A 23,181-nucleotide genomic window follows, 5' to 3' on the forward strand; every position below is an offset into this window, starting at 1 on the left:
CGACCTTCGCTAGGGTCGAACACATGTTCGAAGACGACGCTTCCCACCCGGCGCGGCACGCCGTCGGGGCTCGTCGTGCGCGAACCCCAGGTCCCGGTGCGGTCGGTGCCCCGACCGCACCGGGACCGACTCTTCCTGATGCGCGGCCGACCGTCGGGGACGCAGCGTTCGTGGACGACGGCGGCACGGGTCTCGAACGTGAGCTGGCCGACCTGCTGGCGGTCCGCATCGGAGCGGCGCACCCCTACACCGCGCTCGAGCTGTCGCCCGCCCTCGGCCCCGGCGCCGACGGTGGGGTGCGCGTCCACGGTCATGCTGCCGCCAACCGGGCGCTCACCCACGACCGCGGCCTGACGGCCGGGGGCTCGGCGATCGATGCCTTGCTCGGGGACGCTCCGGGGCCGTCCCTGGCGGCGAAGCTGGCGGGTGCGGAGCCCGCGGACCTCGACGACACGTCCCTCGTCGAACTGTTGGCCGCCTGGGAGCGGCTGGCGGCCTGGGCGCAGGCAGGTTCCGCCGCGGCGCTCGGCGAGCTGCTGCACCGGACGCGAGGCTCCTCCCGGCACGAGTTCGTCGTCGACGAGGTCTCGGCCAGCCTGGGGCTGAGCCGGCACGCCGCGGCGCAGCACGTCGCGGTGGCCCACGGGGCGCACGCGATACCCGAGGTCGCGGACGCGATGTCGGCGGGAGCGGTCGACCGGCGCAAGGCCGAGGCGCTGGTCTCGACCGGCCGGCTCGACGACGCCCGCCGGCGCGAGGTCGTCCGCGAGCTCCGGCCCGACCTCGAGCACCTCACGGTCCGGCAGATCCGCGACCGGCTGCGGCGGGCCGAGATCGCTGCGGACCCGGCCGGTGCCGCTGAGCGTCACACGGAGGCGCGGCGCACCCGCTCGGTGGTGCTGGAGCCGGTCGACGACGCGATGGCCTACCTGACCGCCTACCTCCCCGCCGACGACGCCGCGCGGGCCTTCGCGGCGATCGACGGGACGGGGGTCGCGATGCACAGGACCCCGGGAGAGGTGCGACGGCTCGACGAGTGCCGGGCCGATGCGCTGGTCGCCCTCGTCACGGGAGCCGTCGAACCTGCCGCCGCGGGCGTCTCGTCCGGCACCCGGCCGTCCGGCACCCAGCCCTCCGGCACCCACCCCTCCAGCACCCAGGCGTCCGGCGTGCAGGTCACCATCGCGGCCTCGACGCTGCTCGGCACCGACGATCTCCCGGCGATCCTGGCGGGCTACGGCCCCATCCCGGCCCCGATGGCGCGGACGATCGCCACCGACCCCGACGCGACGTGGCAGCGGATCCTCACCGACCCGGTCTCCGGGGTGCTGACCGACCGCTCACCGCGCTCGTACCGACCGAGCCCTGCGCTGCGCGCCGCCGTGGTGGCCCGCGACGCCACGTGCACGTTCCCCGGCTGCTTCGTGCCGGCGTCGCGCGGCGACCTGGACCACATCGAGCCGTTCGAGCGGGGGCACGACGGTCCGCAGACCCACGGCGACAACCTCCACCCGCTGTGCCGCGCGCACCACCGGGCCAAGACGACCGGCGGCTGGTCGGTGGCGCGGGACCCCGTCACGGGGGCGAGTACCTGGACGTCACCCACGCAGCACCGGTATGTGCGCGCGCCGTACCGGGCGGACCCGGCGCGCTCCCGGCCGCGTCCGCGGACCGGCGATGCCCCGCCGCCCTTCTGAGCGTGCCAGGATGGACCGATGGAGTCGCACACGCCCGTCACGGCCGACCACGTCGTGACCTGCGACGACGCCGGTCGCAGGATCGGTACCGTCGCTCGCGCCGAGGTACACACCACCGACACACCGCTGCATCTCGCCTTCTCCTGCTACCTGCTCGACGCCGAGGACCGGCTGCTCGTCACCCGACGTGCCCTGGTGAAGCGCACGTGGCCGGGGGTGTGGACCAACTCGTTCTGCGGGCACCTGCGGTGGACGGAGAGCACCGAGCAGTCCGTGGTCCGGCACGCGGCGCACGAGCTCGGTGCCGAGGTGGCGGGCATTGAACCGGTCCTCCCGGGCTTCCGCTACCGCGCCGTGGACGCCTCGGGGATCGTCGAGAACGAGATCTGCCCCGTCTACGTCGCGCGGGTGGTCGGGGGAGTGACGCCCAACCCTGACGAGGTGTCGGAGCATGTGTGGGCTCCCGCGGACCAGGTGCGTGCCGCCGTCGAGGCGACGCCGTGGGCGTTCAGCCCGTGGATGGTGCGCCAGCTCGCCGACGCGGCCGCCCTCCCCGCGGCAGACCGGTCCGCCGGCGCGCAGGAGCTCGCCCACGTCCTCGGCCTCGCCTGACGGCTGGCTAGCGGACCCGGCGGCGCGGCTCGCGCGGCGGCCACTCGCCGTCGTCGGAACCGTCGTCGGCCGCGAAGAGCAGCTCCTGCAGCCGGCGGTGCACGTCCTCGACGTCGGGGACGTCGTGCAGCACCATGCCCTGCTTCTCGGTGGCGTCGGAGACCACGAGGGTCCCGCACCCGAACATGCGGTCGACGATCCCCTTCTCCATGGAGACGTCGTTGATCCGGTAGAGCGGGATGTCGCGTCCCACGCGAGTCACCAGCCCGGAGCGCATGGCGATCCGCTGGTTCGTCACCGAGAAGGACGTGGTGCGCCACTTCAGCCACGGCAGGAACACCCAGACCACCGCGACGAGGGCGAGCACCCCCAGCCCGACCCATCGGCCGACGCCCTCGGGCGCCAGCGTCACGACGGCGACGGCGCCGACCAGCACCCCGACCAGCAGCGCCGCAGGCCATACCAGAGCCTTCGGGTGCTCCCGCAGCTCCATGACGACGTGCTCGCCGTCGATGAGGTTCTTCTCGCTCAGCGCCATGGCGTCATCCTGCCACCAGGTTCCACGCCTCGATCGACTCCAGGCCGTGCGAGGTGCCGAGCGCGCAGATCGCCGCGGTGCCGAGCTCGAGCCGGGCCCCGAACGCCGGGTCGACGTCCAGCCACGCCGTGGCGAGGACGCGCAGCAGGTGGCCGTGCGCGACGACGAGCACCGTGCCGCCGTCGTCGAGCGTGGGACGCGCCCGGGCGACGAACCGGTCGGCGCGCGCGCGGACCTCGGCGAGCTCTTCGCCGCCCGGCGTGCCGCCGTCGGGCGCGCTGCCGGCCGGGCCGGCCGGCAGGACGCCCACCCCCTCGCGGAAGATGTCGAACTCGCGGCCGATGACCTCCGAGATCTCGGCGCTGGTGCGGCCCTCGACGGGTCCGTAGTCCCACTCGGCGAGGTCCGGGTCGACGACGGCGTCGGCGAACCCCGCGAGCTCGGCCGTGCGGCGGGCGCGCAGGAGCGGCGAGGTGTACACCACCGCGGGGTCGAGGTCTCTCAGACGGTGCCGGGCGCCCCGGGCCTCCCGCTCCCCGGCGGCCGTGAGCGGCAGGTCGGTGCGGCCGGTGTGCTTCCCGGCGGCCGACCAGGTGGTCTCGCCGTGCCGGAGCAGGACGAGGCGGGCGGTGTCGGAGGGTGGCAGGTCCATCGTCCGATCGTCGCGCACTTCCGACCGGATCGCGGAGGGGGTCGCGCCGGAACGTCCGGATCTGGCATTCTTCACACGCTCGACACATTCTCGAACCTCGACGCTCGGAGTCCTGCGTGCTCGTCTTCGTCCTCATCGGTGCCGCCGGACTCGTGCTGCTCCTGCTCTCCCTGGTCGTCGGGGAGCTCCTCGACCTCGGCGACGGCGCGCTGTCCGGCACCTCGCTCGGCGTCGGGGCCGTGGTGTTCGGCGCCGTGGGAGCGATCGTCACCGTCAACGAGCTGTCCGTGTGGGTGGCCTACGCCGCGTCCGCCGTCGTCGGCCTGCTCGCCGCCGGCGTCGCGCAGCTCATGATCCGCCGGCTCAGCGCCACCGAGGACAACGCGAACGTCTCGCTCGTCGGGGTGCAGGGGACGGCCGTCACGGACATCACCCAGGCAGCGGGCGAGGTCTCCCTCGACGCCGTGAGCGAGCTCGAGCGCCGCCTCGCGTGGTCGCTGGAGCCGATCGCGGAGGGCACGCGCATCGTGGTGCTCGAGCACCAGCCCAACAGCGTGCGCGTCGGGCCCTACCGGCCCGAGGCGTAGTCCCCGCACCCCCCTCCCGGAAGGAGCCGCGCTCAGGCGCGCACCATGACCGACTCGTCCAGCTTCGTGACCACCCTCGCGGTGGTCGCCATCGTCATCGCGTTCCTCGCGGTGGGGATCTTCGTCGCCCAGCGCATCCGCCGGGTGCCGCCCAACCAGGCGCTCGTCATCGTCGGCCGGGGAGCCGGGCGCAAGGAGGTCAGCGGGCAGAAGGTCGTCATCGGCGGCCGGACCTTCGTGTGGCCCATCCTGCAGCAGGGCTTCGCGATCTCCCTGGAGCAGCGCCAGATCGGCATGACCGTCGAGGGTGTCGACGCGAACCGCATCAAGATCGCCATCAAGGCGTCGATCAACTTCAAGGTGCGCGGTGACGAGGAGGGTGTGCGCCGGGCGGCGCAGCGCTTCCTGTCCCAGCAGGAGCTCCTGACCGAGATCATCGCGGAGTCCCTCGAGGGCTCGCTGCGCTCCATCGTCGGCGACATGTCGATCGAGGAGATCATCTCCGACCGCAAGGGCCTGTCCGACCGCGTGGTCGAGTCGACGAAGAAGGACCTCGCCGAGCAGGGCCTGCAGGTCGACATCCTCAACATCTCCGACATCTCCACGCCGGGGTCCGACTACCTGGCCAACCTGGGCCGCGCCGAGTCGGCACGCGCCCGTCAGGTCGCCGAGGTGTCCGAGGCCGAGGCGCAGCGTGCCTCGGAGTTCGCCGTCATCGAGGCCGCCGAGCAGATCGCCGAGCGTCAGAAGGCGCTCGACCTCAAGAAGGCCGCGATCAAGGCGGAGACGGACCGTGCGCAGGCCGAGGCGGACGCCTCCGGCCAGCTCGCGCGCGCCGAGCAGGACCGGCTCGTGGCGCAGCAGGAGCGCGAGGCGCTGTCGGAGAAGGCCCGCGTGGAGCAGGAGCGCCTCGACATCGAGGTCCGCAAGCCGTCCGAGGCCAAGGCGTACGCCGAGGTCCAGGAGGCCAACGCGCGGCGCGACTCGGAGAACGCCGCCACGGAGGCGGAAGCCTTCAAGCGCAAGACGATCGCCGAGGCCAACAAGACGGCGGCCATCCAGGACGCCGAGGCCGCCGCCGAGACGGTCCGCCGGTCCGGCGAGGCGGAGCGTGACCGCCAGGTGGCGCTCGCCGCCGGTATCCGGGCCGAGGGCGAGGCCCGTGCCGCCGCCATCGAGGCCGAGGGGCGCGCCGAGGCGGCTGCCACGGACGCCAAGGCCATCGCGCTGGAGAAGTACGGCGAGGCGGCGCTCGTCCAGGAGCTCATCGAGCGCCTGCCGGAGATCGTGCGCGCCGCGGCCGAGCCGATCGGCAGCATCCAGGGCATGACCGTCATCTCGACCGACGGTGCGTCCGCGATCACCAAGAACGTCAGCAGCGTCCTCGGTGAGGGCCAGGCCGTCGTCAAGGAGCTCACGGGCGTGGACATCAACCAGCTGATCGCCGGCATCGCGAGCAAGAACGGCGCGGCACAGGCCGTGGCGACCAACGGCACGGCGAACTGACCGCTGCCGCGTACGAGGCCCGCACGACCCGACCGGGTCGTGCGGGCCTTCCGCGTCCGTCAGTCGAAGAGCGTGTCCAGCTCCCAGCCGGGGCCGGAGGTCGGAGAGGTACGGGAGCGGTCGCCGTCCCCGGAACGCGCGCCGACGGGCTCGGGATCCCGCGCCGACTGCTCGGCGGCGGTGCGTCCCGACGGCTCGTCCCGCCCCGCGCCGGCGTCCGCCGCGTCCAGCAGGAGGCCGTCGACCGCCCCGCGCCCGGCGGCCCAGTCCTCGGCGGCGAGCCGCGCGAGCTGCTGGGCCCGTTCCGTGAACGGGCTGTCGACGTGGCCCCGCACCCAGCGGAACCGGACGGGGCCCGAGCGGTCGGTGATCGCCTGGTCGAGGGCCTGCACCAGCTCGAGGTGCTGCACCGGGCCGCCGGACGCCGTCCGCCAGCCGTGGGCCTTCCACCCCTCGAGCCACTCCGACGCGCAACGGATCGCGTACTGCGAGGCGGACTCCACGAACAGCGGTTCCTCGCCCGGGTGGGCCTCGACGGCGCGTCGCAGCGCGGTGAGGTCGGCGACCTGGGGAGTGCCGTCGACGGCGCCGCCGGAGTCGAAGCGGCCTGAGCCGTGAGCGACCCACGCCCAGCCGATCGCCCCGCCCGTGTCGGTCAGGCTGGAGCCGTCGGTGCTGACAATGATCACGCCGTTGTCCCTCGGTGTTCCTCGGTTTCCCACGGAGTATGCCGCCTCGTCGGGCGACGGGGAACATTCTGCCCTGCCCCGGTGACATCCGGGTGAATCCCCAGCATACGGATCACCGAAACCGCGCGTCCGAGCCCCCGGAAGGCCGCTGGTCGGGCCCCGGAACCGCGGGCCGCCGTCGGCGGGGATCATGGTGACCCATGGACGACGTCACGCCTGCCCCCGACCGCACCCCGGCCGACGTCCGGCGGTGGCGCCGGTACCTGGCCGCCGAGCGGGCCGAGGCCGCCGTCTACCGCGACCTCGCCTCCCGCCGTCGCGGCGAGGAGCGCGAGATCCTGCTCGCGCTGGCCGCCGCCGAGAAGCGGCACGAGCAGCACTGGATCGACCTGCTCGGCGACGACGTCGGCATGCCGCTCCAGGGCGACCTGCGCACCCGGTTCCTCGCCTTTCTCGCGCGGAGGTTCGGCGGCGTCTTCGTGCTGGCGCTCGCCCAGCGGGCCGAGGCCCGGTCGACGTACGAGCTCGACGAGCACGCCACCGCGCAGATGGCCGCCGACGAGCAGATCCACGAGGAGGTGGTGCGCAGCCTCGCCACGCGCGGCCGCAACCGTCTCTCCGGCACGTTCCGCGCCGCCGTCTTCGGCGCGAACGACGGGCTCGTGTCCAACCTCGCGCTGGTGCTCGGCATCGGGGCGTCCGGCGTCGCCACGGGGACCATCCTCGTCACGGGCGTCGCCGGCCTGCTCGCCGGCGCGCTGTCGATGGGTGCGGGGGAGTACGTCTCGGTGCGCTCGCAGCGCGAGCTGCTCGAGGCGTCGACGCCCGACCCGGAGGCGACCAGGGCGCTGCCGCACCTCGACGTCGACGCCAACGAGCTCGCTCTCGTCTACCGGGCCCGCGGGCTGGAGGCCGAGGCGGCGCAGACCCGTGCGGACGCCGTGCTCGCCCGGCTCGCCGCGACCGGTGCCGTGGAGGGCCTCGGGGACGACGGCGGGGAACCGGCCGACGGCGACGACGTGCACGAGACGCACGGCACGGCCTGGGGTGCCGCGATCTCCAGCTTCTGCTTCTTCGCCTCCGGGGCGGTCGTCCCGGTGCTGCCGTACCTCGTCGGGATGGAGGGGCTCGGGGCCGTCGTCGCGGCGTGCGTCCTGGTCGGCGTGTGCCTGGCCGTCACGGGTGCCGTGACGGGACTGCTGTCGGGCACCTCCCCGGTGACCCGGGCGCTGCGTCAGCTCGCCATCGGGTTCGGCGCGGCGGGCGTCACGTACGTGCTGGGACTCGCCTTCGGGACCACGGTGGCCTGAGCGCGCTGCGCCGACGCTCGCCGACGCTCGCCGACGCTCGCCGACGCTCGCTGGCGCTCGCTGGCGCGCGCCGGACGGCACGGCCAGGATGGACGGATGAACGACACGCGACCCACGGTGAACGTCCGCTCCGATCCCGCCCGCAACGCCTACCTCGCCCTGCTCGACGACGGCACGGAGGCCGGTGGCGCCTACTTCCGCCGGCACGACGGCATCGTCACGTTCACCCACACCGAGGTCTCGCCGGAGCTCGAGGGGCAGGGCGTGGGCTCGGCGCTCGCGCGCGGCGCCCTGGACGACGTCCGCTCGCTCGGCGAGAAGATCGTCCCCCGGTGCCCGTTCATCAAGGCGTACGTGGACGAGCACCCGGAGTACCAGGACCTGCTCGCCTGACGCCGGACCGCCCGGTCCGGCGTCAGGCGTACCTCAGGAGAGGGCGTCGCCCACGACCTGCTTCGCCTCGGCCTGGACCTCGGCGAGGTGCTCGGCGGAGACGAACGACTCGGCGTAGATCTTGTAGACGTCCTCCGTGCCGGAGGGGCGGGCCGCGAACCAGGCGTCCGCCGTGGTGACCTTGAGCCCGCCGATCTTCGCGCCGTTGCCCGGCGCCTCCGTGAGCTTCGCGGTGATCTCGGAGCCCGCGAGCGTCGTCGACGCCACCTGGTCCGGGGACAGGGCCGCCAGCCGGGCCTTCTCGTCACGGGACGCCGGGGCGTCGACCCGGGCGTACCAGGACTCGCCGTGCTCGGCCACGAGCTCGGCGTGGTGCTGCGACGGGGACTTCCCGGTCGTGGCGATGATCTCCGCGCCGAGCAGCGCGAGGAGCAGACCGTCCTTGTCGGTGGACCAGACGCGACCGTCGCGGCGCAGGAACGACGCCCCGGCCGACTCCTCGCCGCCGAACCCGATCTCGCCGGTCAGCAGGCCGGGCACGAACCACTTGAAGCCGACCGGCACCTCCGTCAGCCGGCGGCCCAGCCCCGCGGCCACGCGGTCGATGAGCGCGGAGGAGACCAGGGTCTTGCCGATCGCGGCGTCGGCCGGCCAGTCGGGCCGGGCGCCGCCGTACAGGTACTGGATCGCCACGGCCAGGTAGTGGTTCGGGTTCATCAGGCCGGCGTCCGGCGTGACGATCCCGTGGCGGTCGGCGTCCGCGTCGTTGCCGGTCGCGATGTCGTACGGCGCCGCACCTCCGCCGTCGGGCGTCATGGTCGCCACGAGCGACGCCATGGCGTGCGGGGACGAGCAGTCCATGCGGATCTTGCCGTCCCAGTCCAGGGTCATGAAGGCCCAGCGCGGGTCGACGCGCGGGTTCACGACGGTGAGGTCGAGCCCGTAGCGTTCGCCGATCGCCCCCCAGTACTCGACCGACGCCCCGCCGAGCGGGTCGGCGCCGATGCGCACGCCCGAGGAGCGGATCGCGTCCAGGTCGAGCATGTTCGCGAGGTCGTCGACGTACGTCGACAGGTAGTCGTGCCGGTGCGTCGTGGCCGCGGCCAGCGCGGTCTCCAGCGAGACCCGGTGGATCCGCGACAGTCCGCCGGCGCGCAGCAGCTCGTTGGCGCGGTCCGCGATCCAGCCCGTCGCGTCGGAGTCCGCGGGGCCGCCGTGCGGCGGGTTGTACTTGAAGCCGCCGTCCCGCGGCGGGTTGTGCGACGGGGTCACGACGATCCCGTCCGCGGCGCCCGGCCCGGAGGTCCGCAGGCCCTCGTCGGACGCCGCCCCGTTGTGGATGAGGATCGACTGCGAGACCGCAGGCGTCGGGGTGAACGAGTCGCGGGCGTCGATCATGACGGTCACGCCCGCGCCGGCGAGCACCTCGAGGGCGGTCTGCCAGGCGGGCAGCGACAGCGCGTGGGTGTCGCGGCCGAGGAACAGCGGGCCGTCCGTGCCCTGGGAGGCCCGGTACTCCACGATCGCCTGCGTGATCGCGGCGATGTGCGCCTCGTTGAAGGCGGTGTCCAGGCTGGAGCCGCGGTGGCCCGAGGTGCCGAACGCGACCTGCTGCGCCGGGTCCTCCACGTCGGGCCTGCGGTCGTAGTACGCGCCGACCACCTGGTCGACGTCGATGAGGTCCTGGTCCTGGGCCGGCTGCCCTGCGCGCTCGTGCATGCCTCGATACTGCCAGCCGCGAGGGGGTGTGTCTCCCCCTCGTGTGCCGGTACGGTCGAACGGTGAACCTCGCCGCGCGCCTCCTGCACACCCGCGCGCTGGTCCGCGCGCCGATCTGGCTGTATCGCGCCGGGCTCGGCTTCCTCCTGGGGGACCGGCTCCTGCTGATGCAGCACCGGGGGCGGGTCAGCGGGCAGGCGCGGTCGGTGGTGCTCGAGGTCGCGGACCGCCCCGCGCCGGACCGGCTCGTCGTCGTCTCCGGGATGGGACCGACGGCCCAGTGGTACCGCAACGTCCTGGCCGAGCCGCGAGTGCTCGTCTCCGTCGGGACGCGCCGCGACGTCCGGGCGCTGGCGCACGCCCTGTCCCCGGCCGAGGCTGCCGCCACCCTCGAGGCGTACGCGCGGGACCGGCCCCGGCCGTGGGCCGCGCTGCGGCCCGTCCTGACCGAGTGGGCCTTGCCGCTGGCCGCGGCGACGGGCGAGGACCGCTGGGAGCGCGTCGTGCCCGTGATCGAGCTACGGCTGCTCGACTGAGGTGGCGCGCTCGGCGCCCTGGTCGGCCTCCTCGACCGGTCGGCGCAGCACCCGGGCGACGACCACCACGACCACCAGCGCGACCACCGCGACGAGCAGCCCGACGGCGGTGCCCGCCCCGAGCGCGACCGCCACGTAGCCGACGAGCGCGGCGAGACCCGCCGCACCGGCGTAGGGCAGCTGGGTCAGCACGTGCGTGATGACGTCGGACCCGGCGCCGGTGGACGACAGGATCGTGGTGTCCGAGATCGGTGACGCGTGGTCGCCGAGGACCGCGCCCGCCAGGACGGCGCCGAGGGCGGGCAGGAGCAGATCGGTCTCCCCGATGGTGTTCATGATGCCGCCGACCAGGGGCAGCAGGAGCGCGAACGACCCCCACGACGTGCCGGTGGAGAACGCCATCGCGGCCGCGAGGACGAAGATCACGGGCACGAGCCAGGAGGCCGAGAGGTCGGCGTCCTCGACGAGTCCGCCGAGGTAGGCGCCGGTGCCGAGCTGATCGATCAGGCCCGTGAGCATCCACGCCAGCACGAGGATGCTCACGGCCGGCCACATCGCCTTGACGCCCTCGACCCATCCGCGGCCGAAGTGCTTGCCGGAGAAGCGCGGGTTGGGCGCCGTGTAGCGGAGGTAGTAGTAGACCGCCGCGACGAGCCCCAGGGTCCCGCCCACCACGAGCGCCGCGCTGGTGTCGGTCTCGGCGAGGATGTCGACCACCGCCCAGGAGCCGGCCGCCGCGTAGCCCGTCCAGACGATGCCGGCGAACACGCCCAGCACCAGCAGCACGAACGGGACGAAGAGCGCCCGCCGGGCGCCGGGCTCGTGGACCGGCAGGTCTTCCGAGAGCTGGCCGGGCACCGTGGCGTCGTCGGCGAAGGTGCGGCCGTCGGCGACGGCCCGCCTTTCCTCCTGGCGCATCGGGCCGACGTCGAGCCGCAGGGCGACCGTGAGCCACACGAGGAGGACGGCGACGATCCCGTAGTAGTTCGCCGCCGCGGCGCCGAGGAACGCCTGCACGCTGGACATGGACAGGGCCGACGCCGCGATGATCGGAGCGAGCAGCCCCATGATGTAGGCGCCCCAGCTCGAGAACGGCGCAAGGACGGCGACCGGTGCGGACGTCGAGTCGATGATGTAGGCGAGCTTCGCGCGGGACACGCGGTGCCGGTCCGTGACCGGCCTCGCGACCTGCCCGACGGCCAGGGCGTTGAAGTAGTCGTCGATGAAGACGACGATCCCCATCACGGCGGGCAGGACCTGCGCCCCGCGGCGGGTCCGGATCCGTTCCACGGCCCAGTCGGCGAACGCCTTGGTCCCGCCCGACATCATGATGAACGCCGCGATGACGCCCAGCATCAGCGTGAAGACGAGGATGTAGACGTACCAGGTGTTCACGGCGCCGTCGGCCCAGAAGATCGCCGCGAACGACTCCCAGACCAGCCGCAGGGTCTCCAGGGGGTCCAGGTCGGCGACGAGGAGCGCCGCCGCCAGGATCCCCGCACCCAGGCTGACGAGCACCCGCTTGGTGATCACCACCAGCACGATGGCGATCACCGGGGGCAGCAGCGTCAGGATCGGGTAGCTCTCGAGCATGGGTGACCGTCAGCCGGCGTCGAACCGGCGCTCTCCCGCTTGCTCGCTCGTCTCGTAGCGTGCGTCCTCCGCCGGGGGCGCGTCGGCGAACCTCGGGTCGGTCACCGTCGGGTCGCGCCGGACCAGCTCGAGGGCGAACGCGCTCGCCGGGACGCGCGGGTCCCGCTCGGGTGCCTGGGTCGTCATCGTGTCTCCTCTCGTCGGTGCCACCGTGATGACACCGTAGGCGCGCCGCCGCAGGCCCGCAGCGTCGACGCGCGCGACGGCGTGACTCGCCGTACGGTGATGTGCGCGAGCAACAGTTCTCGCCACGACCGGCACGGAGGCCTGCCATGACTCAGACCCGACGCAGGGCCGCCACGATGTTCCTGGCCGCCGTGACCACCCTGGGCCTCGCGCTGACCGGAGCGGTCGCCGCGGCCCCCGCCCAGGCCGCGGCCCCCGTCGCCGCGCCGCTGAAGGACAAGACGTACGCCCTCTCCTCCTACTACGGGCCCCGTTGCATGCCCGTGCGCGGATCCTCGACGTACCACCTCGGGCAGGACTTCGGGGCGTCGTCGGGCAGCGACGTGCGCGCCGTCGCCGACGGCACCGTGTCGCGTGCCGGGACCGTCAGCGGGTTCGGCCAGTGGGTCGTCGTCGACCACGTGGTCGACGGCGTGCGGTTCTCCTCGCTGTACGCCCACGTGATCGACGGCGACCAGCGCGTCAGGAAGGGCCAGAAGGTCCGCAAGGGGCAGCACATCGCCGACGTCGGGTCCACCGGGACGTCGACGTCACCCCACCTGCACCTCGAGATCTGGCGTGGCGGCTACCCGAACGGCAAGGCCGTCGACCCGCTGCGGTTCCTGAAGAAGCGGGGGATCGACCTCACCCAGCGCTCGACGCGCAACTACGCACGGACCGTGGCGACGTCGTGCCGGTACTTCACGGCGGCGAAGGTCCGCCTGCGCAGCGGCCCGGGGACCGGCTACGGCGTCCTGCGCACCCTGCAGCCGAACGTGGTGCTCACGGCCAAGCCGGGCGACGGCTCCGGCGAGTGGCGCAAGGTCACCCGGTCCGGGAGGACGGGCTGGGTGCACCGGGACTACGTGTCGCCGAGCTACACCTCGCAGGGCACCCGCTACACGCTGACGTCCCTCAACATGCGGGCCAGGCCGAACACGTCGTCCACGGTGCGCCGCACGATCCCGGCGGACACGAGCCTCACCATGCTCCGCGACGTGAAGGGCGACTGGCAGCGCGTGCGCTACGGCAGCACGAACGGGTGGGTCTCCGCGCAGTACCTCTCGGACACCCGGGACGGTGCCCGCGTGGTGCCGAAGAAGTCCGGCAACACGCACTCCTGGGTGGACGTGAAGAAGCTCTACCTACGCAAAGGGCCTTCCACCTCGACGTCCAAGGTCATGACGCTGCGTCGGGACCAGCGCGTCCGGCACCTCGGCAAGATGCGCAACGGCTGGCTCGAGGTCAAGCACGGCGGCAAGCGGGGATACGTCGCCTCGCGGTACCTGACCTCGAACAAGCCGTAGCCGCGGCCGCGGTCAGCCGGCGGTCGCCGGGACGTCCAGGCCGTTGAGCTGTGCGATCGTCTCGGCGTACCGGCCGTCGACCTCGGCCCGCCGCAGGGGCTGCACGGCGTCGACGAGGATCTCGTGCGCGTCCGGATCGGCCGCGAGCAGCGCCATGACCTCGTCGGCGAACGCGTCGAGCGGCATCGCACCCGGGTGCTCCTCGAGGATGGGTGTCAGGCTCGTGGACACGGCCGGCGGGACGATCTCGACCAGCTGGACCCCCACCGGCTCCAGCTGGAGCCGCAGCCCCTCCGACAGGCTGTGGATCGCGGCTTTCGTCGCGTTGTAGACGGGCGTCGCGGCGAGCGGCACGTGCGCCAGGCCGGACGACACGGTGACGAACGCGGCGCCGTCGCGGCCCTGCAGGTGCTCGGTGAAGGCCGCGAGCAGCCGCAGCGGGCCGAGGAGGTTCGTGGTGACGACCTGCTCGGCCGTGGCGAGCACGGCTGCCGAGCGCCAGTCCTCCAGCGGCATGATGCCCGCCATCGCGACGACGACGTCCAGGTCCGGGTGCTTCGCGAGGACCTCGCGGGACGCGACCTCGACGCTCGCCGGGTCGGCGGTGTCGATCTCCACGGTGTCGATGCCGGGATGGTCCGCCGCGATCGTCGCGAGCCGCTCGGTGCGGCGCCCACCCACGATCACGGTGCTGCCGGCCGCGTGCAGGCGCTGCGCGAGAGCGAGGCCGATACCGCTCGTGGCGCCGGGGATGAAGACGGTGCTGTGCGTGATGTCCATGGACCCACCGTGCGCGCGGCGGTCCGGCGGCGGGAGAGGACCCCTCATCGGGGGACCGGCGATCCCTGGTGGGGCACTGGCGCACGGGGGCGCCGCCGTCGGACCATGGGGGACATGGACCGCGCCGCGCTCGCCGCCTTCCTCCGCCGCCGCCGCGATGCCGTGCAGCCCGCGGACGTCGGGCTCGCGCCCGGTGCCCGACGACGGACCGCCGGCCTGCGCCGCGAGGAGGTCGCCGCGCTCGCCGCCATGTCCGTCGACTACTACACGCGCCTGGAGCAGCAGCGCGGCCCCCAGCCGAGCGAGCAGATGCTCGCGGCGATCGCCCGGGCGCTGCGCCTGACCGACGACGAGACGGACTACCTGTTCCGCACGGCCGGGCGCGGCACGCCCGACCGCATCGTCTGCCACCCCCACGTGGCGCCCGCCCTGCAGCGGGTGTTCGACCGGCTCCAGGACACGCCGGCGGTGATCATGTCCTGCGTCGGCGAGGCGCTGGTCGCCAACGACCTCGCCGTCGCCCTGTTCGGCGACCACTCGCAGGCCCGCGGCTGGGAGCGCAGCGAGTTCTACCGGTGGTTCACCGACCCCACGAGCCGGGAGATCTACCCGGTCGCGGACCGGGACCGCCACGGCCGGGCCGTCGTCGCGAACCTGCGGGCCGCCGTCGGGCTGGTCGGCGCGGACTCGCCCGCCGGGGAGCTCGTCCGCACCCTGCAGGCGGCCAGCCCCGAGTTCGTCGAGCTCTGGGAGCGGCACGAGGTCGCGCGGCGGTACGAGGACCACAAGGTGCTCGTGCACCCCGAGGTCGGACCGATCGAGCTGGACTGCCAGGTGCTGTTCACGCAGGACCAGACCCAGTCGCTGCTGGTCCTCACCGCTGCGCCGCGGTCGGCCGACGCCGAGAAGCTCGCGCTGCTCTCCGTCGTCGGGCAGCAGGAGATGACGCGGTCGCGCTGACCGCGGCCGCCCCGCGTCAGGCCAGGTGGTCCTCGACCAGCCGCGCCGCGATGCCGGTGTACGTGGCCGGGGTGAGCTCGGCGAGGCGGGACGCGACGTCGTCGGGCAGCCCGAGGGTGCCGACGAACTCACGCATGCGGGCGGCGTCGACGCGCTGTCCGCGGGTGAGCTCCTTGAGCCGCTCGTAGGGGTTCTCCATGCCCTCGACCCCCGCGACGGACGCGGCGCGCATCGCGGACTGGACCGGCTCGCCGAGCACCTCCCAGTTGTGGTCGAGGTCGTCGGCCATGAGGTCGGCGTTCACGGCGAGGGCCTTCAGGCCGCGGCGCACGTTGTCGATCGCGAGCAGCGAGTGGCCGAACGCCGGGCCGATGTTGCGCTGCGTGGTGGAGTCCGTGAGGTCGCGCTGCAGGCGGCTCGTGACCAGCGTGGCCGAGAGCGTGTCCAGCAGGGAGCAGGAGATCTCGAGGTTGGCCTCGGCGTTCTCGAACCGGATCGGGTTGACCTTGTGCGGCATCGTCGAGGAACCGGTGGCGCCCGCGACGGGGATCTGCGTGAAGAACCCGAGCGAGATGTACGTCCACACGTCGGTCGCGAGGTTGTGCAGGATCCGGTTGAACCGCGCCATGTCGGCGTAGACCTCGGCCTGCCAGTCGTGCGACTCGATCTGGGTGGTCAACGGGTTCCAGGTCAGGCCCAGGTGCTCGACGAACGCCTGCGAGACGGCCGGCCAGTCGGCGCCCGGCACCGCGACGGTGTGGGCGCCGTAGGTCCCCGTGGCGCCGTTGAGCTTGCCGAGGAACTCGGCACCGGCGATGCGACGGAGCTGGCGGCGGAGGCGGTGGGCGAGCACCGCGATCTCCTTGCCCATCGTCGTCGGGGTCGCGGGCTGGCCGTGGGTGCGGCTCAGCATCGGCACGTCCGCGTGCTCGCGGGCCATGTCGGCGAGCTGGTCGGCCAGGGCCTCCGCCGCGGGGAGCCACACGTCGACGACGGCGCCGCGCACCATCAGCGCGTAGCTGAGGTTGTTGATGTCCTCGGACGTGCAGGCGAAGTGCACGAGCTCGCTCGCCGCCGGCAGGCTCGTCGCGCCGAGCTCGTCGGGGGCGGCGGCGATCCGGCGCTTGATGAAGTACTCGACCGCCTTGACGTCGTGCACGGTCTCGCGCTCGATCGCGCCGAGCTCCGCGATCTCCTCCGCGCCGAACGTCGCCTGGATGCGGCGCAGGTAGGCGGTCTCGGCGTCGGTGAGCGCGGGCGCGCCGGGGACCACGGCTCCGGGGGCGCCGGCGGTCCCGTTGCACAGCGTGATCAGCCACTCGACCTCGACGTGGATGCGTGCGCGGTTCAGCGCGGCCTCGCTCAGGTGGTCCACCAGCGGCGCCACCGCACCGCGGTAGCGGCCGTCGAGCGGTCCCAGCGCGATCGGCGGGGTGACGTCGGCGAGGTCGACACGGGCGGGCTGGTCAGGCTGCGGCGCGGTGGAGGTCACGCCCGGCATTCTCCCACGGGCCGGTCACCCACGGTCGCGCCGAGGGGGTCGAGGCCACCCGGGGAGGTCGTTCTCCACAGGTCGACGGGGCTGCCCGACGGCGGCACCGGCGGCCTGCCTAGCGTCCCGGCCATGCTGATGCCGACCTCCGACGTCGCCGTGGCGGCCGCCCGGCTGCGGGACGCCCGCGCCGCGCTCGACGACTCCGCCGACCTGCTGCGCCGCGCCGCCGACCTCGACTGGGACTCGGCGGCCGGTGCCGGCTGCCGCACCGCCGTCGGCGACCTGCTCGCGACGATCGCGGCCGACGCCGGCACGGTCGACCTGGCCGTACGGGTCACCGCCGGCGTCGGGTCGCCGTGAGCCGGGACCCCCGCGACACGCTCGTCGTCGGCGGCGGGCGACCCGTCGCGCACGTCGACGCCGCGGGGATCCGTGCCGCGGCGCTGCGCCTCGCGGACGCCGCGGAGGACCTGCGCGTCGCCACCGCCGCGTGCGCGGCCGCACGGACCGCGCTGGACCGGGACCTGTGGAGCCCGCCACCCCTCGGCGAGGCCGACCCGACGCGGACCGGCCGGGTCCGCTGGGCGCGAGCGCTCGCCGACGACGCCGCGGTCGCGCTCGCCGCCAGGGCGGAGACCTGCGCGGAGCTGCAGCACCGGTTGCTGCTCGCCGCGGGGCTCTACGAGCACGCCGAGTCCACGGCGGAGCGGGCCCTCGGTGCCGTGGTGACGGTGGGTTCCGGTGCCGCCGGAGCCGTCATCACCGGGTGGGTGAACGACCCCCTGACAGGGCTCCCGCTGCGCTGGAGCGGCGTGCTCGGTCTGGGCCTGCTCGCTGCGCTGTCCGACGACCCCGACGCCCCGCGCGAACCGCCGGTCGCCGTCGCGCCCGACGCCGAGCCCTCCGGCGACGGAGGGCTCGGCGGGTCGGTCCTGCGGGGCACGGCCCCGTTCGTCGACGAGGCCCTCCGGGGCGCTGGCTTCGGGGTCGCGCTCGCCGCGCCGGTCGCCGCGCACGGAGACCTCTCCGTGACCGGCGGTGCACGCGTGCTGTCCACCGCCGTGCGCAGCGCGCTGCCCGACGTCGAGGTGAGGGTGGAGCCGCTGGACGCGGGGCGCTTCACCGGGGGAGTGCCGGCGTGGCAGGGGACGGCTGCCGGCAGCGTCGCCGAGGCGCTGGCCCGCACCGCCGACCTCTACCCCCGCGGCAGCAGCATCCCCGGGCGTCCGGCGCCCGGCCCGCCACCCGGCACGATCGGGGTGGAGCGCGTGGTCCACGACGACGGCACCGTGAGCTGGACGGTCCTGGTCCCGGGGACCCAGGAGCTGTTGTCGGCCGAGAACCCGTTCGACGGCGCCACCGATCTCGACCTCATGGCGGGCCGTGCGGCCGACGTCATGGTGGCCGTCGAGGCGGCGCTCGGGCACGCCGGGGCCGCCCGGGACGAGCCCGTGGTGCTGGTGGGGCACTCGCTCGGCGGGATCGCCGCGACCTCGCTGGCGGCGTCGCCGTCGTTCCGTGCGCAGCACCGCGTCGGCGGCGTCGTGACCGCCGGGGCGCCCACCGCGACGTTCCGCACGCCCCCGGGCGTCCCCGCGCTGCACCTGGAGAACACCCAGGAGCTCGTCTCGCCCCTCGACGGGCGCTCCACCGCGGAGAACCCGGCGACGCCCGACCGGGTCACGGTGGGCCGGGACCTGGCCGCCTCCGACGACCCCCGGGACCGGGCGGCGTCGGGCAGCGTCGCGCAGGCGCACAGCGTGCCCACGCACCTGCGCACGCTGGAGCACGCACAGGCCGTGGGCAACGTGCAGGTGGCCGGGGTGGTGGGGCCGATCGAGGAGCTGCTGGCGGGGACCGGCGCGGGGACGACCTTCTACACCGTCCGGCGTGCGTCCCCGGGCCGGTGACCCGCTCAGTCCCGCTTGTCGCCGGGGACGACCCAGCCGATGACCGTCTGCAGGACAGCGAGGATCAGGGCGATCCACAGGTACCACCAGAAGCCGCCCGTGACCTCCAGCCCCCAGTCGCCGATCTGGTCGGTGAGCCAGGAGGTGATCCACAGCATCAGCGCGTTGATCAGCAGGTAGAACAACCCGAGCGTGAGGATCAGCAGGGGCAGCGAGATGAGGGACACGATCGGCTTCACGATCATGCTGACCAGCGAGAAGATCGTCGCCACACCCACGATGACGAGAATGCGCCCGAGGGCGTCGTCCCCGCCGTAGATCTCGAGGTTGTCGAAGATCAGGTCGCAGATCCACAGCGCCAACGAGGTGACGACGATCCGTGCGATGAGGTTCATGGCGGCATCGTGGCACGATGGCGCCCGTGGACACACCCCCCGACACACCGGTCACCGTCCCGCTGCGCGCCGCCGTCGCGGCCCTGCCCGCCTACGTCCCGGGCGCACGGCCGAGCGGCCGGGCGTACAAGCTCTCGTCGAACGAGAACCCGTACCCGCCGCTGCCGTCGGTGCTCGCCGCGATCCAGACGGCGGCCGCCGAGGTCAACCGCTACCCCGACATGTACGCCACCGAGCTCGTCGAGACGATCGCCGGGTACGTGGGCGTCGGTGCGGACCAGGTGGTGGTGGGCAACGGGTCCGTCGCGGTGCTGCAGCACGTGCTCGAGGCCGTCGTCGAGCCGGGGGACGAGGTCGTCTTCCCGTGGCGCTCCTTCGAGGCCTACCCGATCATCACCGCCGTGGCCGGGGGCACCGCCGTGACGGTCCCCGTGACCTCGGCGGGGCGCCTCGACCTGCCCGCCATGGCGGCCGCCGTCACCGAGCGAACCCGCGCCGTGCTGGTCTGCACGCCCAACAACCCGACCGGGCCCGTGGTGCACGCCGACGAGCTGGAGACGTTCCTCGCGACCGTCCGCCGCGACGTGCTCGTCGTCGTCGACGAGGCGTACCTCGAGTTCGTGCGCGATCCCGGGTCGCCGGACGGTCTCGACGTGCTGCGGCGCCACCCGAACGTCGTCGTCCTCCGCACCCTGTCCAAGGCGTACGGGCTCGCCGGCCTCCGGGTGGGCTACGCCTTGGCCGCGCCGCGGCTGGCCGCCGGGATCCGGGCCACGTCCACGCCGTTCGGGGTGAACCACCTCGCCCAGCGGGCCGGCATCGCCGCGCTGCAGCCACCCGCCCAGGTGGAGATGATCGAGCACGTCGAGGCGATCGTCGCCGAGCGCACCCGCGTGGCGGACGCGCTGCGCGAGCAGGGCTGGGACGTGCCCGAGACGCACGCGAACTTCGTCTGGCTCGGCCTGGGGGAGCGGACGGCGGAGCTGGCGGCGCAGGCCGCGGCGGCGGGCGTGCTCGTGCGGCCGTTCGCCGGGGACGGCATGCGGGTCAGCATCGGCGAGGTCGCGGCGAACGACGCGTTCCTGGCGCTGGCCGCCGGCTGGCGCTGAGGCGTCAGCGCGGCAGGTTGCGCAGGTTCGAGCGGGCCATCGACATGACCTCGCCCATCCCGCCGCCGAGGATCTCCTTGGTCATGGCGGTGGCGAACCCGCGGATCTGCCCGGACGTGATCGACGGCGGGATCGACAGCGCGTTCGGGTCGGTCATGACCTCCACGAGCGCCGGTCCAGGGGCGTCCATGTGCTCGGCGAGCACCTTGCGCAGGTCCTTCGGCTTCTCGACGCGCTGCGACGGGATCCCGACGGCGGCGGCGATCGCCGCGTAGTCCACCTCCGGGGAGTCGGTGCCGTGCGAGGGCAGCCCCTCCACGAGCATCTCCAGCTTCACCATGCCGAGGGACGAGTTGTTGAAGACGACGATCTTGACCGGCAGGTCGTAGGCGCGGACCGTGATCAGCTCGCCGAGCAGCATGGAGAGCCCGCCGTCCCCGGCCAGCGCCACCACCTGGCGGTCGGGCTGGGCGAAGGACGCCCCGATCGCGTGTGGCAGGGCGTTGGCCATCGAGCCGTGGATGAACGAGCCGATGACGCGCCGTCGTCCGTTCGGCGTGAGGTACCGCGCCGCCCAGACGTTGTTCATGCCGGTGTCCACGGTGAACACGGCGTCGTCCGCCGCCGTCTCGTCGAGCTGGACGGCCGCGTACTCGGGATGGATCGGCGTGTGCTTCTCCACCTTGCGGGTGTACGCGCCCACCACCTTGGTCATGGTCTCGGCGTGCTTGTCCACCATGCGGCGCAGGAACTTGCGGTTCGACTTGCGCTGCACGAGCGGGTTGAGCAGCCGGAGCGTCTCGGCGACGTCGCCGTGCACCGGCAGGTCCAGGCGGGTGCGCCGGCCGAGGTGGGAGGCGTCGATGTCGATCTGGGCCGTGGGGACGTCCGCGGGCAGGAACGACTGGTAGGGGAAGTCGGTGCCCACCAGGACCAGCAGGTCCGCCCCGAACACCGCCTGGTGGCACGAGCCGTACCCGAGGAGGCCGGACATGCCGACGTCGTGCGGGTTGTCGTACTGGATGATCTCCTTGCCGCGCAGCGAGTGACCGACCGGCGCGGCGGCGAGGTCGGCGAGCTCGAGCACCTCGTCGCGGGCGTCCCGGGCACCCGCGCCCACGAACAGCGTGACCTTCTCGGCGTCGTTGATCGCCCGCGCCAGCGCGGCCACGTCCGCCTCGTTCGGCAGCACGCGGGCCGGGCACGCGCCGGGGATGAGGATCGGCGCGTCGTCGTCGGCCACCTGCTGGTCCGCGACGTCGCCGGGCAGGGTGAGGACGGCGACGCCCGGCTCGGCCAGCGCGTGCTGGATCGCCGAGCGGGTGACGCGGGGCAGCTGGGCGGCCGTGGAGATCATCTCGGAGAACACGGACGCCTCGTTGAACAAGCGGTCGGGATGCGTCTCCTGGAAGAACTGCGTGCCGATCTCGGCGCTCGGGATGTGCGACGCGATGGCCAGCACCGGCAGCTTCGAACGGTTCGCGTCGTACAGGCCGTTGATGAGGTGCAGGTTGCCGGGGCCGCACGACCCGGCGCACACGGCGAGCTTCCCCGTCACCTCGGCCTCGGCGGCCGCGGCAAACGCGGCCGCCTCCTCGTGGCGCACGTGCACCCACTCGATGCCGTCCGTGCGGCGCACGGCGTCGACGACAGGGTTCAGCGAGTCCCCGACGATGCCGAAGATGCGCTCGACGCCGGCGGCGACGAGCTGGTCGACGAGGTGTTCGGCGACGGAGCGGGCCATGGCGGAGACCTCCAGGGAGCGGGTGCCGGTCCCTTGCGATGCTGCCTCAGGTGGGCCCTCGCTGCGCGGGGAAGAGCGGTGGCGCTCGGCACAGCACGGTGCCGCCCGGAGGCGGGCGTCGATCGGGATGTGTCAGGAGCGCGGGAACGGTGACACCACAGCGCGCTCGGCTCACGCCTGGCGTGAGAATCACGCAATGCGTGATCCACGCGTGCGCAGCATTCCCGGATCCTGCGATGCGGGCGACCCGCGAAAGGGCCTCGTGCGCCCCGGGGCTGAGGTCGTGAGATAGGCGGACACGATCCCCACCACGCCGGTGTGCTGCTGCCCGACGCACTGCGCTGGCTCTGGCGTGCACGGCAGCCCGCTCCTACCGTCGGACCATGAGCGAAGCGATGATCGACGAGCTCCTGGCGATCGACGACCGGCTCGCCCTCGGCGCGGGCGCCGACTACGCCGAGGTGCTGCACGAGGACGCCGTCGTCGTGGTCCCCGGCGCGGTGCTGGACAAGGCCGGCTGCGTGGCGGCGATGGACGCCTCGCCCGGCTGGGACGAGGTCGACCTGGGCGACGCCCGCCTGGTGCGCGGCGGGGACACCGCCACCGTCGTGTACCGGTTCACCGGGCGGCGCGGCGACGACACCTACGCCGCGACCTTGGCCAGCACCTACGTCCGGTCGGACGGCCGCTGGCAGCTGCTGCTGCACCAGCACACGCCGGACTGACGGTGCCCCGTCCCGGCGTCCTCAGCCGCGCAGCGCGTCGACGACGGGCGTCTCGCCGCTGCGGAACCGGACGAACCGGCCGACGGTCGTCGGCTCGCGCAAGGATTCCGCCACCACCTGGGCGACGTCCGCCCGGGGGACGGCCGAGTCCTCGCCGCGGGCGAGGCTCACGCCCTCCGCCACGCGCTCGATGCGACCGGTGGGGTCGTCGTCGGTGAGGCTGCCCGGTCCGAGGATCGTCCAGTCGAGGGCGGTACCTCGCAGGTGGTCGTCGGCGGCGAGCTTGGCGTCCGCGTAGGCGTAGAAGCTCGAGTCGGCGGGGATGTCGTGGTCCGGGACCGAGCCGATCCAGGACACCATCACGTAGCGGGGCACGCCGGCGTTCGCGGCCGCGTCCATGGAGCGGATCGCGGCGTCGCGGTCGACGGCGTAGGTGCGGTCCGGGTTGCCGCCCCCGGCACCGGCGGACCAGACGACGGCGTCGGCGCCATCGAGCGCCGACGCGATCTCCTCGGTGCTCGCCTGCTCGATGTCGAGGAGCAGCGCCTCGGCGCCCAGGTCGGTCACCTCGTCGAGCTGGGCGGGCTTGCGGACCACGCCGACGACGTCGTCCCCGCGACCGGCGAGCAGCGGGAGCAGGTGGCGCGCGACCTTGCCGAGCGCACCGATGACGACGACCTTCATGAGGACCTCCGGGGT

The 23,181-nt window shown here is 73.6% G+C and carries 24 protein-coding genes; 13 read left to right on the plus strand and 11 right to left on the minus strand.

What is annotated here, in order from left to right; all coding sequences use genetic code 11:
* The first annotated feature begins 170 nt into the window (after positions 1 to 170).
* Together MWU57_RS11100 and idi are read left to right on the plus strand one after the other, a co-directional pair.
* On the plus strand, positions 171 to 1,697 hold the full coding sequence (locus MWU57_RS11100; RefSeq protein ID WP_246909237.1) for an HNH endonuclease signature motif containing protein: 1,527 nt from the start codon (positions 171 to 173) through the stop codon (positions 1,695 to 1,697).
* Positions 1,698 to 1,715: 18 nt separating this feature from the next.
* Entirely contained in the window at positions 1,716 to 2,309 is a 594-nt protein-coding gene (idi, locus tag MWU57_RS11105; RefSeq protein ID WP_246909238.1) for an isopentenyl-diphosphate Delta-isomerase, read from the plus strand.
* A 7-nt stretch (positions 2,310 to 2,316) separates the two neighbouring features.
* Here idi and MWU57_RS11110 read toward each other — a convergent pair whose 3' ends face one another.
* Entirely contained in the window at positions 2,317 to 2,847 is a 531-nt protein-coding gene (locus MWU57_RS11110; protein WP_106264348.1) for a PH domain-containing protein, read from the minus strand.
* Positions 2,848 to 2,851: 4 nt separating this feature from the next.
* Positions 2,852 to 3,499 (minus strand): histidine phosphatase family protein, encoded by a 648-nt coding sequence (locus MWU57_RS11115; RefSeq protein ID WP_246909239.1) that lies wholly within the window; start codon positions 3,497 to 3,499, stop codon positions 2,852 to 2,854.
* 116 nt (positions 3,500 to 3,615) lie between these two features.
* Between MWU57_RS11115 and MWU57_RS11120 the strand changes: the two genes are divergently transcribed.
* Complete coding sequence (locus tag MWU57_RS11120; RefSeq protein ID WP_246909240.1) at positions 3,616 to 4,086, plus strand: hypothetical protein; 471 nt, start codon at positions 3,616 to 3,618, stop codon at positions 4,084 to 4,086.
* Between the two features lie 45 nt (positions 4,087 to 4,131).
* Positions 4,132 to 5,592 carry a flotillin family protein gene (locus MWU57_RS11125; RefSeq protein WP_106264353.1) on the plus strand — a complete coding sequence of 487 codons (1,461 nt, stop codon included), beginning with the start codon at positions 4,132 to 4,134 and terminating at the stop codon, positions 5,590 to 5,592.
* Positions 5,593 to 5,651: 59 nt separating this feature from the next.
* Here MWU57_RS11125 and MWU57_RS11130 read toward each other — a convergent pair whose 3' ends face one another.
* Entirely contained in the window at positions 5,652 to 6,281 is a 630-nt protein-coding gene (locus MWU57_RS11130) for a ribonuclease H (protein ID WP_246909242.1), read from the minus strand.
* A gap of 200 nt (positions 6,282 to 6,481) precedes the next feature.
* On the opposite strand from MWU57_RS11130, the gene MWU57_RS11135 reads away from it, so the two are divergent.
* Together MWU57_RS11135 and MWU57_RS11140 are read left to right on the plus strand one after the other, a co-directional pair.
* On the plus strand, positions 6,482 to 7,591 hold the full coding sequence (locus MWU57_RS11135; protein WP_246909244.1) for a VIT1/CCC1 transporter family protein: 1,110 nt from the start codon (positions 6,482 to 6,484) through the stop codon (positions 7,589 to 7,591).
* Positions 7,592 to 7,687: 96 nt separating this feature from the next.
* On the plus strand, positions 7,688 to 7,984 hold the full coding sequence (locus MWU57_RS11140; protein WP_246909245.1) for a GNAT family N-acetyltransferase: 297 nt from the start codon (positions 7,688 to 7,690) through the stop codon (positions 7,982 to 7,984).
* A 33-nt stretch (positions 7,985 to 8,017) separates the two neighbouring features.
* Here the strand turns inward: MWU57_RS11140 and pgm are convergent, their stop codons facing one another.
* Positions 8,018 to 9,703, minus strand: a complete 1,686-nt coding sequence (gene pgm / locus MWU57_RS11145; protein ID WP_246909246.1) for a phosphoglucomutase (alpha-D-glucose-1,6-bisphosphate-dependent) — start codon at positions 9,701 to 9,703, stop codon at positions 8,018 to 8,020.
* Positions 9,704 to 9,765: 62 nt separating this feature from the next.
* Between pgm and MWU57_RS11150 the strand changes: the two genes are divergently transcribed.
* On the plus strand, positions 9,766 to 10,239 hold the full coding sequence (locus tag MWU57_RS11150) for a nitroreductase family deazaflavin-dependent oxidoreductase (protein ID WP_243401089.1): 474 nt from the start codon (positions 9,766 to 9,768) through the stop codon (positions 10,237 to 10,239).
* Here MWU57_RS11150 and MWU57_RS11155 read toward each other — a convergent pair.
* Together MWU57_RS11155 and MWU57_RS11160 are read right to left on the minus strand one after the other, a co-directional pair.
* Complete coding sequence (locus MWU57_RS11155; RefSeq protein WP_246909247.1) at positions 10,222 to 11,832, minus strand: Na+/H+ antiporter NhaC family protein; 1,611 nt, start codon at positions 11,830 to 11,832, stop codon at positions 10,222 to 10,224. The genes MWU57_RS11150 and MWU57_RS11155 overlap by 18 nt on opposite strands.
* Positions 11,833 to 11,841: 9 nt before the next feature.
* Positions 11,842 to 12,018 carry a hypothetical protein gene (locus MWU57_RS11160; RefSeq protein WP_165800039.1) on the minus strand — a complete coding sequence of 59 codons (177 nt, stop codon included), beginning with the start codon at positions 12,016 to 12,018 and terminating at the stop codon, positions 11,842 to 11,844.
* A 146-nt stretch (positions 12,019 to 12,164) separates the two neighbouring features.
* On the opposite strand from MWU57_RS11160, the gene MWU57_RS11165 reads away from it, so the two are divergent.
* Entirely contained in the window at positions 12,165 to 13,364 is a 1,200-nt protein-coding gene (locus tag MWU57_RS11165) for an SH3 domain-containing protein (RefSeq protein WP_246909248.1), read from the plus strand.
* Between the two features lie 12 nt (positions 13,365 to 13,376).
* On the opposite strand, the gene MWU57_RS11170 is transcribed toward MWU57_RS11165, so the two are convergent.
* A complete protein-coding gene (locus MWU57_RS11170) occupies positions 13,377 to 14,144 on the minus strand; it encodes an SDR family oxidoreductase (RefSeq protein ID WP_246909249.1) in 768 nt (255 codons plus the stop codon).
* 114 nt (positions 14,145 to 14,258) lie between these two features.
* On the opposite strand from MWU57_RS11170, the gene MWU57_RS11175 reads away from it, so the two are divergent.
* The gene (locus MWU57_RS11175; RefSeq protein WP_246909250.1) at positions 14,259 to 15,104 is read left to right on the plus strand and encodes a helix-turn-helix transcriptional regulator; all 846 of its coding nucleotides are present in this window, start codon (positions 14,259 to 14,261) and stop codon (positions 15,102 to 15,104) included.
* A gap of 16 nt (positions 15,105 to 15,120) precedes the next feature.
* Here the strand turns inward: MWU57_RS11175 and purB are convergent, their stop codons facing one another.
* Complete coding sequence (purB, locus tag MWU57_RS11180; RefSeq protein WP_246909251.1) at positions 15,121 to 16,596, minus strand: adenylosuccinate lyase; 1,476 nt, start codon at positions 16,594 to 16,596, stop codon at positions 15,121 to 15,123.
* A gap of 132 nt (positions 16,597 to 16,728) precedes the next feature.
* On the opposite strand from purB, the gene MWU57_RS11185 reads away from it, so the two are divergent.
* Both MWU57_RS11185 and MWU57_RS11190 read left to right on the plus strand, forming a co-directional pair.
* Entirely contained in the window at positions 16,729 to 16,959 is a 231-nt protein-coding gene (locus tag MWU57_RS11185; RefSeq protein ID WP_246909252.1) for a hypothetical protein, read from the plus strand.
* Positions 16,956 to 18,509, plus strand: a complete 1,554-nt coding sequence (locus MWU57_RS11190) for an alpha/beta hydrolase (protein WP_246909253.1) — start codon at positions 16,956 to 16,958, stop codon at positions 18,507 to 18,509. The genes MWU57_RS11185 and MWU57_RS11190 overlap by 4 nt, the downstream gene beginning before the upstream one ends.
* Before the next feature lie 5 nt (positions 18,510 to 18,514).
* Here MWU57_RS11190 and MWU57_RS11195 read toward each other — a convergent pair whose 3' ends face one another.
* Positions 18,515 to 18,904 carry a phage holin family protein gene (locus tag MWU57_RS11195; protein WP_106264375.1) on the minus strand — a complete coding sequence of 130 codons (390 nt, stop codon included), beginning with the start codon at positions 18,902 to 18,904 and terminating at the stop codon, positions 18,515 to 18,517.
* Between the two features lie 17 nt (positions 18,905 to 18,921).
* Between MWU57_RS11195 and hisC the strand changes: the two genes are divergently transcribed.
* Positions 18,922 to 20,013 carry a histidinol-phosphate transaminase gene (gene hisC / locus MWU57_RS11200; RefSeq protein ID WP_246909254.1) on the plus strand — a complete coding sequence of 364 codons (1,092 nt, stop codon included), beginning with the start codon at positions 18,922 to 18,924 and terminating at the stop codon, positions 20,011 to 20,013.
* Between the two features lie 4 nt (positions 20,014 to 20,017).
* On the opposite strand, the gene MWU57_RS11205 is transcribed toward hisC, so the two are convergent.
* Complete coding sequence (locus tag MWU57_RS11205; protein ID WP_246909255.1) at positions 20,018 to 21,757, minus strand: pyruvate dehydrogenase; 1,740 nt, start codon at positions 21,755 to 21,757, stop codon at positions 20,018 to 20,020.
* Positions 21,758 to 22,140: 383 nt separating this feature from the next.
* Between MWU57_RS11205 and MWU57_RS11210 the strand changes: the two genes are divergently transcribed.
* Positions 22,141 to 22,482 (plus strand): nuclear transport factor 2 family protein, encoded by a 342-nt coding sequence (locus MWU57_RS11210; protein ID WP_246909257.1) that lies wholly within the window; start codon positions 22,141 to 22,143, stop codon positions 22,480 to 22,482.
* 21 nt (positions 22,483 to 22,503) lie between these two features.
* On the opposite strand, the gene MWU57_RS11215 is transcribed toward MWU57_RS11210, so the two are convergent.
* Positions 22,504 to 23,166: an SDR family oxidoreductase gene (locus MWU57_RS11215; protein ID WP_246909258.1), complete on the minus strand. Its 663-nt coding sequence runs from the start codon at positions 23,164 to 23,166 to the stop codon at positions 22,504 to 22,506.
* Between the last annotated feature and the right edge of the window lie 15 nt (positions 23,167 to 23,181).

This window comes from Isoptericola sp. S6320L (assembly GCF_023015685.1).
Classification (GTDB): domain Bacteria; phylum Actinomycetota; class Actinomycetes; order Actinomycetales; family Cellulomonadaceae; genus Isoptericola; species Isoptericola halotolerans_A.

Bases quoted from the DNA above. Each gene is read 5' to 3' on its own strand.
- MWU57_RS11210 (WP_246909257.1), top strand. From the start codon at position 22,141: ATGAGCGAAGCGATGATCGACGAGCTCCTGGCGATCGACGACCGGCTC.
- MWU57_RS11135 (WP_246909244.1), top strand. From the start codon at position 6,482: ATGGACGACGTCACGCCTGCCCCCGACCGCACCCCGGCCGACGTCCGG.
- MWU57_RS11195 (WP_106264375.1), bottom strand. From the start codon at position 18,904: ATGAACCTCATCGCACGGATCGTCGTCACCTCGTTGGCGCTGTGGATC.
- MWU57_RS11115 (WP_246909239.1), bottom strand. From the start codon at position 3,499: ATGGACCTGCCACCCTCCGACACCGCCCGCCTCGTCCTGCTCCGGCAC.
- idi (WP_246909238.1), top strand. From the start codon at position 1,716: ATGGAGTCGCACACGCCCGTCACGGCCGACCACGTCGTGACCTGCGAC.
- MWU57_RS11140 (WP_246909245.1), top strand. From the start codon at position 7,688: ATGAACGACACGCGACCCACGGTGAACGTCCGCTCCGATCCCGCCCGC.
- MWU57_RS11165 (WP_246909248.1), top strand. From the start codon at position 12,165: ATGACTCAGACCCGACGCAGGGCCGCCACGATGTTCCTGGCCGCCGTG.
- MWU57_RS11215 (WP_246909258.1), bottom strand. From the start codon at position 23,166: ATGAAGGTCGTCGTCATCGGTGCGCTCGGCAAGGTCGCGCGCCACCTG.
- MWU57_RS11110 (WP_106264348.1), bottom strand. From the start codon at position 2,847: ATGGCGCTGAGCGAGAAGAACCTCATCGACGGCGAGCACGTCGTCATG.
- MWU57_RS11155 (WP_246909247.1), bottom strand. From the start codon at position 11,832: ATGCTCGAGAGCTACCCGATCCTGACGCTGCTGCCCCCGGTGATCGCC.
- MWU57_RS11160 (WP_165800039.1), bottom strand. From the start codon at position 12,018: ATGACGACCCAGGCACCCGAGCGGGACCCGCGCGTCCCGGCGAGCGCG.
- MWU57_RS11125 (WP_106264353.1), top strand. From the start codon at position 4,132: ATGACCGACTCGTCCAGCTTCGTGACCACCCTCGCGGTGGTCGCCATC.
- MWU57_RS11185 (WP_246909252.1), top strand. From the start codon at position 16,729: ATGCTGATGCCGACCTCCGACGTCGCCGTGGCGGCCGCCCGGCTGCGG.
- pgm (WP_246909246.1), bottom strand. From the start codon at position 9,703: ATGCACGAGCGCGCAGGGCAGCCGGCCCAGGACCAGGACCTCATCGAC.
- MWU57_RS11205 (WP_246909255.1), bottom strand. From the start codon at position 21,757: ATGGCCCGCTCCGTCGCCGAACACCTCGTCGACCAGCTCGTCGCCGCC.
- MWU57_RS11175 (WP_246909250.1), top strand. From the start codon at position 14,259: ATGGACCGCGCCGCGCTCGCCGCCTTCCTCCGCCGCCGCCGCGATGCC.
- MWU57_RS11170 (WP_246909249.1), bottom strand. From the start codon at position 14,144: ATGGACATCACGCACAGCACCGTCTTCATCCCCGGCGCCACGAGCGGT.
- hisC (WP_246909254.1), top strand. From the start codon at position 18,922: ATGGCGCCCGTGGACACACCCCCCGACACACCGGTCACCGTCCCGCTG.